This window comes from Gilliamella sp. wkB112 (assembly GCF_001690685.1).
GTDB classification, from domain to species: domain Bacteria; phylum Pseudomonadota; class Gammaproteobacteria; order Enterobacterales; family Orbaceae; genus Gilliamella; species Gilliamella apicola_J.
Genome location: NZ_LZGL01000009.1, coordinates 250,034 through 267,577 on the forward strand (window position 1 = coordinate 250,034; position 17,544 = coordinate 267,577).

Below are 17,544 nucleotides of genomic sequence, written 5' to 3' on the forward strand. Positions count from 1 at the left end.
CCATCTCCCTAAAATTTTCGTTAATGGTATGTTATTTAAAAGGTGGGAGCAATAAAAAACCACCCGAAGGTGGCTCTACTCAGAATACTAATTAAATATTAATTCGTAATGTATTTTGTTATTTTTGACAACTACTATCATCCACATGAACCACAAAAGGCTTTTCATCTTCAACAGAATATATATAAGATGCCCCATCTGGGAATATCATTTTTAGTTGTTGGAGTATTTTAAGCGTTGAGTCCATATTGCAGTATTTATTTACTGCTGATACTTTTAAGAAAGCTCTTAATATTTCATTATTAAAGCCATCTTTTGAAACTTTTTTAAGACTTAATTTAAAGAATAATTCATTATTATTTTTATAAACATCTTGTAAAACAGTATATTCATCTAAATCCTTAGGAATCATTTTTTTAAAACTTTCTATTATTTTATCCTGTACTAAATTCAAATCGGCTTGAAGTTTTTGATTATCCACCTTAATCCTAAAAGGATTTTCTTTATTATATTTACAAAAAGGCAAAGTATCTTTATTGGTAGTATTCAGGTAATTAACTTCTTCTTTATCAGAAGGATAACCCGGCATGTCATAAATAAGTCTTAATGCAGAGCTGTCTATGCTCTTTACTTTTAGTTTTTGTACAAATCCATCTTTAATTGATAATTGACCAACGTATATAGCTCCATTTTCTATTTTATATTGGTGAATATATTCACCATTATATAATGCTTTTTTCGCATTATTATCACAAATATAAACTTTGAAGCTAACCGTTCCATTATCATGGAAAGTAATAATATTAGCTTGGTCAAAAAACTCATACATATTCCATTTACCAATAATTTTTTCTTTAATTTCTTGGTCTGATAAATTTTGTTTATCTGTAGCAAAAATAAAAAAAGGAATAATTAAGAGAATTAACAATATTTTTTTCATATTTATTACCTTTAGGGGAATTATGCCTAATGATAACAAAAATCATTTAGAAAAGGATCTTAAATTTTATGGTTAGGTTTCTAAATGAGTTAAAAAATATTTAACTTTTTGAAGCTGTTTAATTCTAACTTGAATGCAAAAAAGCCTCTAAGTGGGGCTTAAACATTGTTTTAGTGATGAATTAATAACCTTATGGTTAATTAGTTTTTGGTTCTATTGCGTTCTACCATATTTTTTGCAATATATGTACAAAGTGGCTTAATTTCGCGATTTTTAATATAAAATAATGTAATTTTATCTAGCTCACTATTAGGCATATTATATTGTAATTCCATAGTAACAATGGATGGTCTTTTTATGTTAAGTCTATAAGAAACATCCCTCTTGCCTAGTTCTTTTAATAAAAGCTCACCTTTTTTTATTTCGTAAGTATATTTTTCATCTCCAGCAGATGTATATGTCTTATTTTTATTATCACATTTAAACAAGTACAAAGTTGCTTTACCATTATCTTTTAAGTCAAGAACATTAGCTTCATCATACGCTTCCATCATAGACCACAATCCTATAATAGTTTTTTGAGTCCATTCATCCTTTGCGTCAGTTTTATCAGCAAAAGACGGGATAGAAAAAGATAATAATATAATAATAAACAATTTTTTCATCAGCTAACCATGTAATATTTATTTTATATACAATAAGCTCTTGTTGACTTTTTATACTATTTTTTCAACACCAAGTATACAATATATCGTAGAATAATACCCAGAATATTAAGTTTAGTTCAAGGATTATTAAGTTGGTTACACGATGTTCGTTTGCATTATTAACTGACGTACTGAAACTTTAACCATAACATGGATAAGTCATAATTTGGTCACAAAATGAAGATAAAGATAATCAAGGCTTAAGCTTGGCGATAATAACTTATTGATTATATGCGTTTTAAATGGCGTCCCCTACAGGATTCGAACCTGTGACCTACGGCTTAGAAGGCCGTTGCTCTATCCAGCTGAGCTAAGGAGACAATGATGTGTAATGAAGCTAGACGCTGAGTATTATATAAAGCTATTTAGATCCGTCAATGATTTTTAATGGTTTGGCTGGTTAGATTAACAAAATATCATCAATTTACATTTTTTAGAGTCACTTACCGAACATATATTATCTATAGTGTTAATATAGCCTATTTTTAATATTAAATCTTTTATACTAAAACGTATGCTTGTTTGGAAACTTTTTTACAAATTAAGATAACCTAAACTTCATCACTGTAAATGCAATTTTTGAACTTATTCTGAAGTTACTTGACATAAATATTCACAAGGGCTTTCTTCTATCATTTTAATAATATTAGTAAATTGTGAGTTATATTTTGGTTGTTTAGCTACTACTATTTCAACTAATGAAATAATTTCTTTCTTTTTCTTTTCAGACAAAAAACGTGCGGAATTTTTAGTTGTTTTTTCAATTGTAGAGATTAATTGTTGTTTAGAATGATCTGATAAGCAATCTGGCGTAGAAACCCACATCAACACACCTGTATAAGATTGTAAGATACCTAATTGCATTTGCTTAGCACCACTCAATCTTATATCCGTTTTTTCAGCCTCTGGTAATTGTTCATAAAACTCATTAATAATTGGCAATAGAGCTGAAAAATATTCTATATTAAAACTAGTTATCAAAATTATTTCGGGTTCGAATTGTTTTATGTTTCGCGTCAAATCAATTAAACTTAAGCGTGCTTTTTTTTCAGGATTAAAAGATAAATAGTAAGCATAAACATTTTTAAGATTCTCCATAATGTTGATGTCTTCACTTAATTTATTTTTAGACAATGACACCAATAACATTGGGTCGGTTAGCTGGTTAAGAATTTTTTTACCTTCTACCATATCAAGTGTTGGTAACGTCTTTTTCTCCTCAAGTTTTTTTGCCAATTCATAAAATTGAGTAAGAGTATTTTCATAACTTTGATTTATTGCACTAGCAAAACAACATGTAAAAATCAAAATGAGACCTATTATAAGTTTCATAATTCACAATTCCTTATATGATTATTTGTAATAATTACTATTCAATTACTTTGCGCTAGCAATTTGCGCTTTGAGCATAGCGAGTCGGCTTTGACCTTGTTGCATTTTTTTCTCGGGTGATAGTTCGTTACGTTGATCTTGCCAAGTTAAATCGTCTTGTGGCAGTTCTAATAAAAAACGGCTGGGTTCAACATGAATGGTTTCTCCAAACTGTTTACGTTGGCGACTAAATGAAAATGTTAATTCACGTTGTGCCCGAGTAATGCCAACATAAGCCAGACGACGCTCTTCTTCAATATTATCTTCGTCAATACTAGTTTGGTGAGGTAATAATCCTTCCGACATACCGACTAAATACACATAAGGAAATTCAAGTCCTTTAGAAGCATGCAGTGTCATTAACTGCACCTGATCGAGTTCTTCTTCCGATTCATTGCGTTCTAACATATCGCGCAAGGTGAATCTAGCTACGGCTTGTTCTAGGGTCATTTCTTCATCAAGTTCATCACCTTGTAGCATATCATTAAGCCAGCTGACTAACTGCTCAACATTGCGCATACGCATTTGCCCGGCAGTTGGCGATGGCGAAGTTTCATAAATCCAACTTTCGTAATGAATACCATGTAACAATTCATGGATCGCTGCCATTGGTTCACTATGAGATTGTTGAATCAATGAGTCAAACCAATGAATAAATAACTGTAACGATTCCATCCGCTTGCCCGAGAGCAATTCGGTTAACCCCATATCATGACTTGCTTGAAATAAGCTAACACCGCGTTGATTAGCCCATTCACCGAGTTTTTGTATGGTAACCGGTCCGATTTCACGTTTAGGGGTGTTTATAATGCGAATAAACGCATTATCATCATCAGGGTTAGTTAATAGTCGCAAGTAAGCCATTAAATCTTTAATTTCGGTGCGTGAAAAAAATGAGGTACCGCCAGAAATTCGATACGGTATTCGATACTGCATTAACATTTTTTCGATTAAACGCGATTGATGATTGCCTCGATATAAAATGGCATATTGCCCATACTGGCTATTATTTGCAAAGCGATGACCAATTAAATCATTGACAACTTTTTCGGCTTCATGATCTTCATTATCAGCGGTAATTACTTTTATTTCCTCGCCATAACCTAATTCGGAAAAAAGTTTTTTTGCAAAAATATGTGGATTATTTTCAATTAAAATATTGGCGACTTTTAAAATTCGCCCGGAGGATCGATAATTCTGCTCTAGCTTAATGACCTCTAACTTAGGGAAGTCTTGTTTAAGTAGTACCAAATTTTGCGGCCTTGCACCTCGCCAAGAATAAATGGACTGATCGTCATCACCAACGACAGTAAATTTAGCTCTATTACCCACTAATAATTTTATAAATTCGTATTGACTGGTATTGGTGTCTTGATATTCATCCACCAATAAGTAACGCACCCTATTCTGCCATTTTTCCCGTACTTCTTCGTTAGTTTTTAATAACAGCGTCGGCAACAAAATGAGATCATCAAAATCCAAAATACTACAGGCTTTTAATTGTTTTTCATATAATTGATAACAATGAGCAAATAACTTTTCTTTATTGGTTTGCGCTCTTGCCATAGCAATGGTTGCATCAATAATATCATTCTTCCAGTTAGAAATAGTGGATCGCAATTGATTGATAAGATCTTTATCACCATCTAACCATTGCTGGGTAAGCTCTTTTAGTAAAGCGAATTGGTCATGATCGTCAAATAATGAAAAATTAGCTTTAATGCCTAGGTGTTTATATTCACGCCGAACAATATCCAACCCTAAAGTATGGAAAGTTGAGATTTTAAGCCCTCTAGTTTCTTGTTTAGTAAGTGATTGGGCAATCCGTTCTTTCATTTCGCGCGCAGCTTTGTTAGTAAAAGTAACTGCCACAATATGCCGTGGTAAATACTCTTTTACTCTTATTAAATAAGCAATTTTATTAATGATTACCCGAGTTTTTCCCGAACCGGCACCGGCTAAAACTAAGCACGGACCAGAAACATACTCAACCGCTTGTTGTTGGCTAGAATTTAGACGCACAGAATAAAGGCCATTAGGAAAATTGTTGATTAGTATATACCGATTAGCTACTTAGGTGCAATTATGGCAACTAAATAGTAACATCGGTAATCGAATGCAAAGGTATTAGCTGATAAACGTCAAAGCTTGTTCGACCACCTCTATCCCGGCACCTTGTTTATGAGCGTTTTCACTTAAATAACGGCGCCATTGTTTGGCACCTTTACGACCATTAAATATCCCCAAAGTATGGCGCATAATGTGATTAAGTAGCGCGCCATGAGTCAATTGCTGTTCAATATAAGGGTATAGCGCCTTAATGGCTAAGATAGGATCAATCGCGGTCCTATCCAAATCAAAAATTTGTGAATCAATCTGAGTGAGTAACATCGGATTTTGATAAGCTTCACGCCCTACCATTACGCCGTCAACATACTGTAAATGTTGTTTAATTTCATCAATAGTTTTAATACCACCATTAATAGCGATGGTTAAATGGGGATAATCTTGTTTAAGTTGATAAACGCGTTCATAGTCAAGCGGAGGTACTTCACGATTTTCTTTGGGACTAAGTCCTGAAAGCCATGCCTTTCGAGCATGCACAATAAAAGTATTAGTAAACGGCATAAGTGTTTCAATAAATTGGCATAAAAAAGCATAACTATCTTGGTCATCAATACCAATCCGGGTCTTAACAGTAACCGGAATATCGACTTGCTCTTGCATGGCAGCTACACATTTAGCCACCAGCTCAGCATTAGCCATTAAACAGGCACCAAACATACCATTTTGTACCCGATCCGATGGGCAGCCAATGTTCAAGTTTATTTCGTCATACCCGCGTTCTTGCGCCAATTTTGCACACTGAGCTAACGCTGTGGGATCACTACCACCTAATTGCAAACTAAGTGGATGTTCTTTAGAATTAAAAGCTAAATAATCACCCTTACCAAATAAAATCGCTCCGGTAGTAACCATTTCTGTGTAGAGTAAAGTTTGTTTAGTTAATATACGATGAAAATAACGACAATGCTTATCAGTCCAATCAAGCATAGGGGCTATGGAAAAACGGTTTAACCTAGATGGAACCAACAAAAACACCTCGACAATAATAATAAAAGTGCTATTCTATCCGCCTCATTTTGACTACGCAACAAATAAAAATATAAGGAATAAAAATGGATTTCAACCAAAACAATTTTGATCATAACAATACTATTTCTATTGAATTAAGTGAACTTTTGCAAAAAAGAATGCGGTTCATTGCCATAATGCAGCAAATTTATGGTGTTCTTTTTGTAATTGGAGGGGGGATTTCCTGTATAGGTATAATTACGGCTATTGTAGGTATTCCTATGATAATTGCAGGTATCAAGTTATTTCAATCAGGTAGTGCTTTTAGCTTAACAGCCAATGCCAAAAGAGGAGAAGACTTAGTTAATGCCATCACCCAATTAAGTTCCTACTGGAAGTTCACATTAATCGGATTTATAGCGCTAATTGTCACCTATTTACTCGTCATTATTTTGTTTGTATCATTTTTACCTTCATTTTATTATCGTGGTTATTAATGATATTTTTAATGCGGGACTTGGAAATAAAAACCTCGTTAGTTAACGAGGTTTTCTTTTTTATTCAGTTGGTTCGCTAGGTTGCTCTGGCAGATTTTCTGAATTGTTTTCATCTGATTTGAGATCATCAATAGGATCTGAAATACCTTGTTTATTCATTTCTTCTAAAGATTTAGAACCTTCTAAAGCATTAGCTTTAATATCGGTTACAATTCCCATTTCATTAAAATATACTGCAAAAGTTCTTTGGCTTACGACATCATGTTGTGGTTGTTGACGGAAAACATAGTACCAGACGTTATCACCAAAAGCCGATGTTAACATAGGTGATCCCATGATAAACACTACCTGATCTTTGGTTTGACCGACTTGTAACATATCAATAGCTTCTGTGGTTACATAATTACCTTGATTGATATCGGGTCGATACACCCAACGATCAACAATTGAACAACCACTCAATAAAACACCAGTTATAATTGCAAGTGAGGTAAATTTATGAAACTGCATTTAACTTAATCCATTTTTATAAACAAAATTTGTCATATTATCGCTGATATTTTAACTAAGTGCTAGACAAATTAACAAATTCTTCCAGAATTATCTAATAAAGTAGCAAGTAACAGGTATATATTCAAATTACAACTTGACATTTATCCGACTATCGCCAAACTACTCAAGATCATCAAAAACATTACTGATAATTAACCAAAGGTAAAAAATGAAATTAGAAACTATAGATCAAAAAGCAAGTTATGCTATTGGATTGCAAATTGGGCAACAATTAAAAGAATCAGGGTTAAACAATCTAGAATTGGATGCATTAAAGTTAGCAATGGCAGACGTATTAGCAGGTAATCAACCAGCTCTGCCTTTACAAGAATTACATGATGCGTTACGCCATGTCCACGAACAAGCAACTAAAGAAAAAGCTAAACAAGCAGAAAAAATTGCGCAGGCGGGTAAAGATTTTCTAGCTAGTAATCTTAAAAAAGATGGTATTAAATCTACAGAATCAGGCTTGCAATATGAAGTGCTTAAATCAGGTGATGGTGCTATACCTAAAGCCACTGATCATGTTCAAGTTCATTACACTGGTCAATTAATCGATGGCACAATATTTGATAGTTCAGTACAACGTGGTGAACCGGCCGAATTTCCAGTTAATGGCGTTATTCAAGGATGGGTTGAAGCATTGCAACTTATGCCAGAAGGTTCTAAATGGCGACTATATATTCCGCAAGAACTTGCATATGGTGCCCAAGGAGCAGGTGCATCCATTCCACCATATAGCGCCCTGATTTTTGATGTCGAACTACTAAAAGTTTTATAAGTATAATGGACGCTAATTAGCGTCCAGATTTTAGATTTTTCGGTAGCAAAAAAGAAATACTAGCAGCAATAAATAACAAAACACTAGCTGCTCCAAAGGCAATAAAATGAGTATGAAAATTATCATACAACCACCCACCTAACCAAGATCCTGACATAGCACCAATTTGGTGACCAAGGTAAGTTAAGCCTGAAAGTAATCCCACAATTTTAACCCCATAGATATCTGCTGTGATTGCGCTGGATAATGACAAAGTTCCAGCCCAAACTAAACCACCTAAAACAGTAATAGTAAATAATTGCCATTTAGTCACTACCAAAACTAATGCAATAAATCCGAATCCTCTAACCAAATAGATTAATGTCAAAAGATTTTTACGTTGAACAATATCCGAAAGAAAACCTAATGCCAGAGTACTAAAGATAGCTACCAAACCAATTAAACCAATCCCGTAAGAACTTGTTACTGAATCGAAGCCATGATCTATCAGCATAGGCACACCATGCGTTCCTAATAAATTCATGCTAAATCCGCAAGTAAACAATCCAAAACTTAACAGCCAAAATGGACGTGTTTGTAAAACATAACTAAGGTTGATTACTGGCGCCATGGTTGTTGGCGACACTTCTTGATTATTAAAACCTGAATTGGTTATCAAGGCTGGATTATCTTTCATAATAAAAAAAGCAATCGGCAAAGCAACAACCAAAAGTAAAACAGCGAATGCAATTAAGGTTGTTTGCCAGCCATAGATCGGGATAAAATAAGCAAACACAGGCAACATTACCGCAATACCTGCCATACTACCTGTTGATAAAATAAATAATGCTAATCCCCTTCTTTTAGTAAACCAGCTCGCCACAATAGGGGTGAAACTGACAGAACCGACAAAAGAAGTACCAAATGACAAGGCAATACCAAAAGAAAATAAGAAGTTCCAATAATCCCGAAACATCGATGCCCAAACAGTTGCAATAACTATGATAAATGCACCTAATAATAAAACGATACGAGTACCATATTTACCGACTAAATAACCAGCAATCGGCATAGCAATACCGGAAAAAAGCATACCGATAGCAATAATACCGGAAAGAACACTACGACTAAAATGAAGATCGCTAGCAATCGGCAAAAAAAACGTTCCCATACTCATGCGTAAACCACTAGAGAGTAATGTTAACAATGCAGCTGCTATGACTATATTCCAACCAAAATACCAAGGGCAACGCATAACCACATCCAATAAACAACTTTTAAAAATAAAAAGATCATAACTATAACAGTTTAATAATTATTCTGTATATAAGGTCTTTATTTTTCGCTATAATAATAGTTTATGACTAATTTAATCAAATTAAGGAACGATTTATGTCAACAGACTTGATTCGTATTGCTATAGCTGGCGCTGGTGGCAAAATGGGGCAGCAACTGATCCAGTCAGTATCACAAATTGAAGGTGTCACTTTAGGAGCCGCATTTGAACGACAAGGATCATCACTAATTGGTAGCGATGCTGGCGAACTTGCTGGCGTTGGCAATTGTGGAATAATAGTCACCGATAATCTTGAACAAGCAAAAGATCAGTTTGATGTTTTAATCGATTTTACTCGCCCTGAAGGCACACTCAACCATCTAAAATTTTGTGCACAGCATAAAAAAATGATGATAATTGGCACTACAGGTTTTGATGATGCAGGCAAACAAGCCATTATCGAAGCAGCTAAAAAAATTGCTATTGTATTTGCAGCTAACTTCAGTGTTGGCGTGAATTTAGTGCTTAAATTACTGGAAAAAGCAGCTTCTATTATGGGAGATTATGCCGATATAGAAATTATTGAAGCGCATCACCGTCATAAAGTTGATGCTCCATCTGGTACTGCATTAGCCATGGGTGAATCCATCGCAAAAGCCTTAAATTGCGATCTTAAAGACCGTGCCGTTTATTGCCGTGAAGGTCATACTGGTGAAAGGCCTCAAGGTGCAATAGGCTTTGCTACTATTCGTGCAGGGGATATTGTTGGTGAGCATACTGCAATTTTTGCTGATATTGGTGAAAGAGTCGAAATTAGTCATAAAGCATCAAGCCGCATGACATTTGCTAATGGCGCAGTTCGTGCAGCCTTATGGTTAGCAAAACAACCTATTGGTTTATATGACATGCGTGATGTATTAAATTTAAACAATTTGTAATATTATCAACATGACCGATGAATTTTGGATGCAGCATGCATTAATGCTAGCCAAACGCGCCGAAACCATAGGGGAAATCCCTGTTGGCGCAGTAATTATTGATGACAACCAACAAATTATTGGTGAAGGGTTTAACCAAGCAATTTTACAGCATAATCCATCCGCTCATGCTGAAATGATAGCTATAAAGCAGGCTGGTCAAACTATTAACAATTATCGTTTAGTTAATACAACACTTTATGTAACTCTCGAGCCGTGTATTATGTGTGCCGGTGCCATTATTCACAGTCGCATTAAGCGAGTAGTCTATGGTGCAAGTGATTATAAAACCGGTGCTGCGGGGTCATTTATAGATATTCTTGCTCATCCAGGCATTAATCACTACGCCGAAATTACTGGCGGTGTGTTGGCAGGTGAATGCAGTAATCTACTGAGCGATTTTTTTAAACAACGGCGTTTACAGAAAAAACTGACGGATTAGCATCTTGTAAAGATGTTTCAGGTAAACTATACGTTTAAATATAAAAAATCAAAATTAACAGCTATCAATTTTAAATAAAAAACAAGCTAGCTTATTCTTTTTATCCGGGAAAATTGCTAAAATCTGTTTTAATTTTAAAAAGTTAATTAGAGCATATTTAATGAAAAAACATACTTTAGCTACAATGATATCAGCGGACGATATCCAAAAACGTGTTAGTCAACTGGGTCAACAAATTAGTCAAGATTATCAGCACAGTCAAAATGAGCTTATTTTAGTTGGATTATTAAGAGGGTCATTTATCTTTATGGCCGACTTAAGCCGTGCTATCTCGGTGGGTCATGAAGTAGATTTTATGACAGCATCCAGTTATGGGAATGCGGTTATTAGTAATCGCGATGTAAAAATTTTAAAAGATTTAGACGAGGATATCCGTGACAAAGATGTCTTAATCGTAGAAGACATTATCGATACCGGCAATACCCTAAGTAAAGTAATGGCCATTTTAAAACTACGCCATCCTCGCAGTATCGAAATTTGTACCTTACTTGATAAACCATCTCGACGAGAGGTTTCAGTACCTGTAAAATATATTGGCTTTTCAATTCCGGATGAATTTGTAGTCGGTTATGGTATTGATTATGCCCAACATTACCGGCATTTGCCTTATATTGGGAAAGTTAAGTTACTTGAATCTTAAACAGTTAATTGCGAATAAAATAAACCAATAATAGATCAATCAACTCAGCATTTTTAAAATAACTATTATAAAATAGAGATTGAGGAAGTTTTCAATTGATAGCGCTACAAAATGTAGAAAATACCGTTAATTTACAATTAGATATTGTCGATTATGAATTTCCTAATGGCTCGGATAATTGGTGTTTGTTGAAAGTTATAGTTCAGCACCATAATAAAATATTTGAAAAAATAGATCCTGCATTAGAAGTTAGTGACCTTTATATTATGTACCGCTGGTTTAATGCGTTAGCACAAGGCTGTCTTCCTTCTCATTCTGTACTCTATTTTACAGAGCCTTGCCTTGAACTTAGCTTTATTTCTTATAATAATGAAGATGAAATTGTCAGAATATCAATCACACTAAATTGTGAATTAAAGCCAGATTTTGCTTTAGATGATCCGTACAATTTGATCGAAGATTGGACACTTTATTTCGATTTATCTAAAAATGTTTTTGCGTCTATACTCAAAAACATTGAGCAATGGATACAAGATTATCCATTAAGGTAAATAAATTGAAAATAAGCGACGTTTAAATAGACTATAAAATATATTATTATGTTAGATTAATGAGTCAAAAAAATTCAATAAAATTATCAAATAAAATTAACTTTTAAAGTTTAATATTACAACATGGGGTGTATGTGTCACGATTTTCCTGTTCATTATGTTTACTTTTAGTCTTGATAACGGCATCAAGTTATGCTGATATGTCGTTATCAATAAAAGGACTATCCGGTGAACTAGCCGAAAATGTTAATGCCAGGGTCTCACTAATCGCTCCTAACCGTATCAATAATTCACCTAATTTTAAACGTTATTTTGAAAGTGAAGCCCAAAAAGCCATGCGAGCTTTAGGTTATTACTCCCCTACTTTCGAATATGATGAAAAAGATCCTAAAATATTAGCTGTCAAAATATCACCAGGCGAACCTATAACCATTAAGCAATTAAATGTTAATATTGAAGGGGAAGGCCAAAATGATAAAGACTTTAAAGAATTATTAAAACAATCATTGCCTAAAATTGGTGATATTTTAAATCATGGTATTTATGAGTCTTTCAAAAAGAGTCTGCAAAACTTATCGCTAGAAAAAGGTTATTTTGATGCTAATATGCCCACTCATCAACTTGCGGTTTCTGATTCTGAACATCAAGCTTATTGGAACATTGATTTCGATACCGGGCAACGTTATAAATTTGGTGCAGTAAATTTCCACGATGTCAAAATTCGTAAAGACTACTTAGCAAATATTGTTCCTTTCAAAGAAGGGGAAGAATATACTGCAGAACAATTATCGTTGTTTAATCGCCGCCTTTCAGCTACTAACTGGTTTAATTCAGTAGTAGTTGCGCCCGAATTTGGCAAAGTATCAAATAATAAAGTATTACCTATCGATGTAGCGACTTCACCACGCAAAAAAAATAGTATGGATTTAGGCTTAGGTTACTCAACTGATAATGGAGTGCATGGTAAAATTGGTTGGAGTAAACCATGGATTAACAGTCGTGGTCAAAGTTTTCAAAGTAACCTATCGCTATCTTCTCCTGAACAAACGATCACCATGGCGTATAAAATTCCACTGAAAAGATCGCCACTTGAACATTATTACACTATCCAAGGTGGTTATAAAAAGATTGATAATAATGATACTTATTCCCGGTCATACACTTTTGGAGTATTACGCAATTGGGACAAATTCGAAGGTTGGCAAAGCGCGTTAGGTTTGAGTATGCTACGCGACAACTTTACTCAAGGTGATTCCAGTTTTAAAACCATGTTACTGTATCCTTCAATTAGCCTATCACGGATCCGTACTGATGGTAAATTATTTGCCATGTGGGGGGATTCACAACGCTATTCAATCGAATTAGCGGGTGATTCAGTAGGTTCAGACATTAATTTGGTACGATTTCAAACTCAGCAAAGTTGGATTCGCTCAATTAAACAATCGCATCGTTTTATTGCTCGGGGTAACTTCGGCATAATTCAAGCCAGTAATTTCGATCGGGTACCGCCTTCTTTCAGGTTCTTTGCTGGTGGCGATCGTAGTATTCGTGGTTTTAAATATCAATCTATTTCACCTGAAGATAAAAAAGGTAAATTAAAAGGTGCTTCTAAACTCATAACCGGATCACTAGAATATCAATATAATGTTACTGGTGCTTGGTGGGGAGCCTTATTTGTTGACAGTGGTGAAGCAATTGATAAAGTTGATAAAGCAAAATTTTATACCGGTTCCGGCTTTGGGGTTCGTTGGGCATCGCCAATTGGTCCGGTAAAATTAGATTTGGCAACTCCAGTCAATAGAAAAGATACTGGCTCTATTCACTTATATATAGGTTTAGGAACTGAGTTATAATATGGCTAATAATCCAATTAGAACCAAGAAAATAAAAAAATTAAAACGCATCCGCAAGTGGAAAAAGCGTAGTATAGTAATTTTATCTGTTTTTGTATTTCTAATTGCTTTTATTTGTATCACAATTTACACCAGCCTTGGAGTAAAACTTACCACCTTAGCCTTAAATAAATGGCTTCCGGAACTAAAAATCGCCCAAGTTGACGGTACTTTTCATGATTTGCATATTAAAGGATTTTCTCTGGAATTATCTGGTGTTAACGTCCAAATTGACGAAGCATCATTTTCACTTTCTGGATTATGTCTATTAAAAACCACTGTTTGCGTAGAACATTTTGATGCTGATGGTGTAAAAGTTACCGTTAATACCAACCAGATAGGCACTTCGGCAACCACAGATGATAAGCCTCCATCATCCCACCAACGCTTTGTTGTCAGCATGCCCCTACCAATAAAACTTGAAGAAACTCACCTGACCAAAGTTCAAGTTAATGTTGATGATATGCAATTTGGTATGACAGATTTTACCGGTAAAGCCGACTGGGTAAATGAAAAACTCTACGTCTACCCTGCTGTAGCTATTGGTTTAAACGCTATTTTTGCCGATCCTAAACCTACTCAGCCTGTACCAGAGAACTCGGATAATAATATTCCACTCAACCAAAAAATAAATCAATTATTTAATCAACCATTAATTGATTCATTACCCCAAGTTAGTATTCCACTGGATATTAATGTAACATCGTTAACTGGTGATAACTGGTTACTACATATTGGTGGTGAAGATTATCACTTTAATCAAGTAACCATAAAAACTGACATGGTGGATAATCATATTGTGGTCAAACAAGTGGATACTGATGCCAAAACTCCTTATACCGAAGGTCATGCAACAGTTTCTGGTGAAATTACTTTAGGTAATAACTGGCCAGTATTTGCTTTAGTAAAAGTCATGACCGAAAACAACCAATTGGATGGGCAATTTTCGGGTAAATTGTTGGGCGAATTATATACCAATACTAAGCTAACAGGTTTAAATAACTTACAAATTGATGGTCACATTAATTTTATCGAAAAATACCTACCGGTGATGGTTAATCTTAATGGCAAACATCTACAATGGCCAATTGAAGGACAAGCTCAATACCAACTTGATAACTTCAATTTAAATCTTGATGGCAGTGTGCAACAGTATAAATTAAATAGTCAAGGTAGTTTTAACGGTGATAATTTACCTAATATCGTTTTTGATGTATTAGGCAATGGTACTAACCAAGGCGCTACATTTGATCATGCCAAAGTTCAATTACCACAAGGTGATATCAATATTTCTGGGGATGTAAATTGGCAAACAGATTTAGTATGGAACACCAATATTAAACTCAATAATGTTGATATCAGCCAAGAACTACCAAGCTATCCAATCAAACTAGCTGGTAAATTGCAAACTAGCGGTACAGTAACTGACAACAATTGGCAATTAAACTTAGCCCAAGTAAACCTAAAAGGTAGCATTAAAAAAGCTGATTTTACTGCTAATGGCGATTTTAGCATTGATTCGAATACCAATATTGATGCTAATAATTTTAGTGTCAATTGGGGTAAAAATTTAATCAAATTAAATGGTACCACCAACAAAGGCAATCTAGATGCCAAACTAAATTTGGCTTCATTGTCATTACTGGTTGACGATATGCAAGGTAGTATTAATGGTAACATCAAAATGACTGGTGCGGTTAACGATCCTACTATTGATACCAATATCATGGTCAACAACCTAAGTTTGCCCGACATGTCGGTAGCTAAAGCTAATCTTACCAGTAAAATACAATACCAAAAACAAGTCCGTGGTCAACTTAGATTGACGGGGCAAAATATTGAATTACCAAGCTTATCGATTAAAAAAAGCGAATTGCAACTTTCGGGTAATGAAAATCAGCATACTTTAACTTTAAATAGTGATGGTGTGCCAGCATCATTAACTACAACGTTAACCGGACATCTTGATAAAGAACGTACCAAATGGACTGGCAATATTACTCGGGCATTGGTAAATTTTAGTGATAAAAATCATTGGCAACTAAACAAATCAGTAGCTCTTACTTATGATATTAACCAACAGATACCAACAATTGCGGCGCATTGTTGGCTAAATGCTAATTCAAGCATATGCTTAGATAAACAGTTAAGCGTAACTGCCAACTCTGCTACTAGCGTGACTTTAAAAGACATAGATTTGGCTAAATTACCTATTCCGAATGATGGTGAAACCAAATTGAGTGGTTATATTAATGGCAAAGTAAACATCCAATTTAACGACAGCAGTAACATCCCTATTATTAAGGCTAATATCAACAGCAATAAAGTTTATATTCAGCAAATGGTAACTAACCAATCGTTGCCAATTCCTTTCAACCTCTTTAATATTGAAGCCGAGTTTAATCAACAACAGGCCAAATTAAATTGGCGCTTTGGTTTAAATGAATTGGGTAAAATATCCGGTAATTTAACCATTGACGATCCAATGCAACAAAAAAAATTGAGTGGTCAATTAGTTATTGATAGGCTAGCTTTAGCCATTATTAATCCATTATTAGATCGCAATGACTATGCTAAAGGGGCTATAAATGGCACCATTAAATTTTCAGGTACCTTAGTGGACCCTTATTTAACTGGTGGCATTGATCTAAGGCACAGTGAAATCAAAACCAGTCAACTACCAATAGATCTTAAATCAGCCGTGATTGATATCAATTTTAATGGTAAGTCATCAACCTTAAAAGGGATCTTAACCACACAATCTGGTAACATTAATATTAATGGTCATGCGAGTTGGCATACGCTTGATAAATGGCAAGCCTCATTAACAGTCAATGGCGCAGCTATGGAAGTCAACGTCCCGCCAATGGTAGTGATGACTGTCGTACCAAACATCACCATTAAAGCCAGTCAGGACGAATTAACATTATCTGGTAAAGTAGATATCCCTAAAGGTCAAATAACCGTGGAATCCTTACCACCATCAAGCGTAGATGTGTCACCTGATGAGGTAATGCTAGATAAAAAATCTAAGGCCAATTCAGCACCAAAATTAGGCATGAAAATTAATAGCCATCTTGAAATTAATATTGGCGATCACGTCAAAGTAGATGCATTTGGTTTGAAAGCATCACTAACCGGACATTTAATTGTATTGCAAGATAATAAAGGCTTAGGCGTACATGGGCAAATACTCATTCCGAAAGGGCGATTCCAAGCATATGGACAAGATCTAATTATTCGCAAAGGTGAATTAGAATTTGCAGGTCCAACTGATCAAGTCCAACTAAACATTGAGGCCATTCGTAACCCTGATTCAATGGACAATAGTAATATCACCGCTGGGATACGTGTCACTGGTACATCAGATAATCCTAAAGTTGAAATTTTTTCTGATCCTGCTATGTCACAACAAGAAGCATTATCCTACTTAATTCGTGGTCAAGGACTTGATAGTTCTGAACAAAGTGACAATGACATGATGACCGCCCTATTAGTCGGCATAGGTACGGCGAAAACTGGTAAATATATTGGTGATATTGGTAATATCTTTGGTATCAAAAATCTAACTTTAGATACGCAAGGTGCTGGCGATAGTTCGAAAGTTGTAGTAAGTGGTTATATTCTACCTAATTTGCAGCTTAAATATGGAGTGGGAATTTTTGATTCACTTGCTGTATTTACGTTACGCTATCGATTAATGCCAAGCCTTTTCTTAGAGGCTACTTCCGGTCTTGCTCAAGCAGTAGACCTTATTTATCAATTTGAATTTAATTAGGCATAATAATAGGTGACAATTAATAA

At 34.8% G+C, this 17,544-nt stretch carries 15 protein-coding genes and 1 tRNA gene; 8 read left to right on the top strand and 8 right to left on the bottom strand.

From position 1 onward, the window contains the following. Window positions 1–118 precede the first annotated feature (118 nt). From A9G12_RS03580 to dusA, 6 genes are all read right to left on the bottom strand, one after another. On the bottom strand, window positions 119–940 hold the full coding sequence (locus A9G12_RS03580; protein ID WP_065564490.1) for a hypothetical protein: 822 nt from the start codon (window positions 938–940) through the stop codon (window positions 119–121). Window positions 941–1,140: 200 nt separating this feature from the next. After that, window positions 1,141–1,605, bottom strand: a complete 465-nt coding sequence (locus A9G12_RS03585) for a hypothetical protein (protein ID WP_065564491.1) — start codon at window positions 1,603–1,605, stop codon at window positions 1,141–1,143. Window positions 1,606–1,890: 285 nt separating this feature from the next. Then, window positions 1,891–1,967 (bottom strand) — tRNA-Arg (locus tag A9G12_RS03590). A 265-nt stretch (window positions 1,968–2,232) separates the two neighbouring features. Then, window positions 2,233–2,979 (bottom strand): hypothetical protein, encoded by a 747-nt coding sequence (locus A9G12_RS03595; protein ID WP_065564492.1) that lies wholly within the window; start codon window positions 2,977–2,979, stop codon window positions 2,233–2,235. A 45-nt stretch (window positions 2,980–3,024) separates the two neighbouring features. After that, window positions 3,025–5,040: a DNA helicase Rep gene (gene rep / locus A9G12_RS03600; protein ID WP_065564493.1), complete on the bottom strand. Its 2,016-nt coding sequence runs from the start codon at window positions 5,038–5,040 to the stop codon at window positions 3,025–3,027. Window positions 5,041–5,145: 105 nt separating this feature from the next. Continuing rightward, the gene (gene dusA, locus A9G12_RS03605) at window positions 5,146–6,072 is read right to left on the bottom strand and encodes a tRNA dihydrouridine(20/20a) synthase DusA (RefSeq protein WP_081299660.1); all 927 of its coding nucleotides are present in this window, start codon (window positions 6,070–6,072) and stop codon (window positions 5,146–5,148) included. A 125-nt stretch (window positions 6,073–6,197) separates the two neighbouring features. On the opposite strand from dusA, the gene A9G12_RS03610 reads away from it, so the two are divergent. Further along, the gene (locus A9G12_RS03610; protein WP_065564495.1) at window positions 6,198–6,590 is read left to right on the top strand and encodes a DUF5362 family protein; all 393 of its coding nucleotides are present in this window, start codon (window positions 6,198–6,200) and stop codon (window positions 6,588–6,590) included. A gap of 60 nt (window positions 6,591–6,650) precedes the next feature. On the opposite strand, the gene bamE is transcribed toward A9G12_RS03610, so the two are convergent. Beyond that, on the bottom strand, window positions 6,651–7,100 hold the full coding sequence (bamE, locus tag A9G12_RS03615; protein ID WP_065564496.1) for an outer membrane protein assembly factor BamE: 450 nt from the start codon (window positions 7,098–7,100) through the stop codon (window positions 6,651–6,653). A 211-nt stretch (window positions 7,101–7,311) separates the two neighbouring features. On the opposite strand from bamE, the gene A9G12_RS03620 reads away from it, so the two are divergent. Then, the gene (locus A9G12_RS03620; protein ID WP_065564497.1) at window positions 7,312–7,923 is read left to right on the top strand and encodes an FKBP-type peptidyl-prolyl cis-trans isomerase; all 612 of its coding nucleotides are present in this window, start codon (window positions 7,312–7,314) and stop codon (window positions 7,921–7,923) included. Window positions 7,924–7,939: 16 nt separating this feature from the next. Here A9G12_RS03620 and A9G12_RS03625 read toward each other — a convergent pair whose 3' ends face one another. Beyond that, entirely contained in the window at window positions 7,940–9,157 is a 1,218-nt protein-coding gene (locus A9G12_RS03625; protein ID WP_065564498.1) for an MFS transporter, read from the bottom strand. A gap of 137 nt (window positions 9,158–9,294) precedes the next feature. On the opposite strand from A9G12_RS03625, the gene dapB reads away from it, so the two are divergent. The 6 genes from dapB (at window position 9,295) to tamB (ending at window position 17,518) form a co-directional block, all read left to right on the top strand. Beyond that, entirely contained in the window at window positions 9,295–10,116 is an 822-nt protein-coding gene (dapB, locus tag A9G12_RS03630; RefSeq protein WP_065564499.1) for a 4-hydroxy-tetrahydrodipicolinate reductase, read from the top strand. 10 nt (window positions 10,117–10,126) lie between these two features. Then, a complete protein-coding gene (tadA, locus tag A9G12_RS03635; RefSeq protein ID WP_065564500.1) occupies window positions 10,127–10,597 on the top strand; it encodes a tRNA adenosine(34) deaminase TadA in 471 nt (156 codons plus the stop codon). 160 nt (window positions 10,598–10,757) lie between these two features. Then, on the top strand, window positions 10,758–11,297 hold the full coding sequence (gene hpt / locus A9G12_RS03640) for a hypoxanthine phosphoribosyltransferase (RefSeq protein WP_065564501.1): 540 nt from the start codon (window positions 10,758–10,760) through the stop codon (window positions 11,295–11,297). 95 nt (window positions 11,298–11,392) lie between these two features. Then, window positions 11,393–11,848 carry a WapI family immunity protein gene (locus A9G12_RS03645; RefSeq protein WP_065564502.1) on the top strand — a complete coding sequence of 152 codons (456 nt, stop codon included), beginning with the start codon at window positions 11,393–11,395 and terminating at the stop codon, window positions 11,846–11,848. A 134-nt stretch (window positions 11,849–11,982) separates the two neighbouring features. Continuing rightward, complete coding sequence (gene tamA, locus A9G12_RS03650; RefSeq protein WP_065564503.1) at window positions 11,983–13,701, top strand: autotransporter assembly complex protein TamA; 1,719 nt, start codon at window positions 11,983–11,985, stop codon at window positions 13,699–13,701. A gap of 1 nt (window position 13,702) precedes the next feature. After that, window positions 13,703–17,518, top strand: coding sequence for an autotransporter assembly complex protein TamB (gene tamB, locus A9G12_RS03655; protein ID WP_065564504.1), 3,816 nt, complete (start codon window positions 13,703–13,705; stop codon window positions 17,516–17,518). The last annotated feature ends 26 nt before the right edge of the window (window positions 17,519–17,544 follow it).